This is a genomic window from Flavobacterium sp. (assembly GCF_029242675.1).
Classification (GTDB): Bacteria; Bacteroidota; Bacteroidia; order Flavobacteriales; family Flavobacteriaceae; genus Flavobacterium.
This window is the reverse complement of sequence record NZ_JAQWTM010000263.1, coordinates 1-2,778: the sequence shown is the minus strand read 5'-3', so window position 1 is coordinate 2,778 and position 2,778 is coordinate 1. Positions and strand designations below refer to the sequence as shown.

Below are 2,778 nucleotides of genomic sequence, written 5' to 3'. Positions count from 1 at the left end.
AGCCGATTTTTGGCTAAAAACCGGGCTTTGAAAAGAATTAAGCCATAAAAAAACTATCAGTAGTCGCATACTATTATTCATATTTATCAGTTTAGATATAAAGGCAATTTACAATTATAAATTAGACCTACAATACTTCTTATATTTTATTGGCACAGTAATTGGATATTATAAATCAGAACAAATAAACAACACCTGATATGAAAAATAAATTATTAATACTAAGTCTATTGACCGCCTTTTTTGGTTTGCAAATGCAAGCCCAAAGTGGGACAAGAGTAAACGCGATGACAAACGACATCAGCGACAATTTAGATTTGAGAGCTGTTGCCGATATTTTCGGAGACTCGAAAGATCTAGCTGATTTTGAACGACGATTGAATGACCCTGAATATCAAATTTCAAACTTAGATTTGAATGATGATAACGAAGTCGATTATTTACGGGTAATCGAAACCGTGGAGGGAAATACACATGTTGTCATCATCCAATCTGTCTTAGCTCGAGATGTATACCAAGATGTTGCCACTATTGATATTGAAAGAAACCGATCAAACAATGTGCAAGTTCAAATTGTTGGAAATGAATTCATGTACGGTGCAAACTACATTTATGAACCAGTATATTACAGTACTCCTATAATTTATGCTTCATTTTGGTCTACTAATTACCGCCCTTATGTTTCAAATTGGTATTGGAATTATTACCCTACTTATTACACGGCCTGGAATCCCTACCCTGTATTTAGATATAGAAGTAACATTAACATCAACCTAAATTTTTACAATTCATACAACTATGTAAATGTGAGAAGAAGCTCTCGTGCCGTAATAGTTTACAACAGCGGAAGATCTAACGGTTATGAAAGACAGCATCCTAATTACTCGTTTTCTAGAAGAAATTCACAAGTTGCGAATCGTTACGAATTAGATCAAAGACGAGGTGGCAGGTATAGTGAAAGCTATTCAAGAAGTAGCCATAACAATAGTAGCAGAGATATCGCTTCGCGAAGAACAGGAAGAGATTATTCAGAAAACAGAGGCGTAACTTCTCGCTCTTCTAATGAACAAAGAAACAGTAATTCTCGCTCTTCAAGTTCTAATGATAACCAAACTAGAAGAAGTGCACCCTACAGCACCACCAATTCAAGAGATTACTCTGAAAACAGATCAAGCTCATCTAGAGATAACAGTAGTCAACGAGAGGAGCGAACTGCAGCTCCCCAAAGAGACTATTCGCAAAACAGAAGTAGTTCCAACAACCAAAGTACGGGGCAAAGAGCCGAACGAACTGCGGCGCCACAAAGAGACTATTCGCAAAACAGAAGTAGTTCCAACAACCAAAATAATGGTCAAAGAGCGGAACGAACTGCAGCGCAACAAAGAGACTACTCTCAAAACAGAGGTAGTTCCAATGACCAAAGTAATGCTCAAAGAGCAGAACGAACTGCAGCGCCACAAAGAGACTACTCTCAAAACAGAGGTAGTACAAGCAGACAAAATGAACAACAGCGTGCAACACCTCAAAGAGAGAATTCTCAGAGTAGTAGTAGCAGCCCAAGGATGACTGCTCCAACGCAAAGACAAGAGGCTCAAAAGAGTAGCCCTCAAGGCGGTCGCAGCAATAGCAACTCGCGAAACGGAAATAGAAATACCTAATTTTAGGTTCAAATTAAAACACGGTCTAAATAGCCGTGTTTTTTTATGCTTTTTAGAAATAAAGAAGTCTATTTTATTTTAAATCAGTAAATTTGACAAGTTTTTAAAAAAAGTACATGAGCGCATCGCATAAAAACCTGCATTCTAAGTGGACACTTGGAGGTTTATTGATTTCTTTAGGTATTATTTACGGTGACATTGGAACCTCGCCATTATATGTAATGAAGGCCATACTTGGCACACACATTATAAATGCAGAAGTAGTTTTGGGAGGGATTTCAGCTGTTTTTTGGACTCTTACCTTACAAACAACGATTAAATACGTTATAATTACCTTAAGCGCAGACAATCATGGTGAAGGGGGGATTTTTGCCCTTTATGCTTTGGTAAAAAAAACAAAAATAAAATGGCTAATTGTACCCGCTATTATTGGTGGTAGTGCCTTATTAGCTGACGGAATTATAACCCCACCAATTTCCGTTTCATCAGCAGTTGAAGGAATTAGGACCTACTACCCACAGATCAATACCATTCCAATCGTGATTGGAATTTTATTCATCCTTTTTGTAATTCAGCAATTTGGAACCAAACTCGTTGGGAAGTTTTTTGCACCAATGATGCTACTATGGTTTAGCATGTTGGGTATATTAGGACTGCTTCAAATTGTACAACATCCCGAAGTTTTCAAGGCTATTAATCCATATTACGCTTACCAATTGCTTCGAATTCATCCCGATGGATTCTTCGTTTTAGGATTTGTTTTCTTGTGTACTACAGGAGCAGAAGCTTTGTATTCAGACATGGGACACTGCGGGAGAAAAAACATTCGAATCAGCTGGATTTTTGTAAAGACAGCTTTAATACTAAATTATTTCGGTCAAGCTGCCTTTTTAATTCATCATGAAGGTGAAACTTTAGTTTCTTTAGGTGGAGAAAATGGTAATCCTTTCTACCTTATTATGGCCGATTGGTTTCAACCCTTCGGAATTATAATAGCCACAATGGCTGCAGTAATTGCATCTCAAGCCTTAATTAGTGGTTCTTTTACACTTATAAATGAAGCGATGCGCTTGAATTTTTGGCCAAAAGTTCGAATCAAATACCCAACAGAAGTTCAAGG

Annotated in this window: 2 protein-coding genes; both read left to right on the top strand. The window is 37.4% G+C overall.

All coding sequences use genetic code 11. The features are described from left to right. Window positions 1-200: 200 nt before the first annotated feature. Window positions 201-1,658, top strand: coding sequence for a hypothetical protein (locus P8M54_RS09815; protein WP_300287646.1), 1,458 nt, complete (start codon window positions 201-203; stop codon window positions 1,656-1,658). Between the two features lie 116 nt (window positions 1,659-1,774). Then, a partial coding sequence (locus P8M54_RS09810) for a KUP/HAK/KT family potassium transporter (protein ID WP_300287645.1) occupies window positions 1,775-2,778 on the top strand: 1,004 nt, incomplete at its 3' end.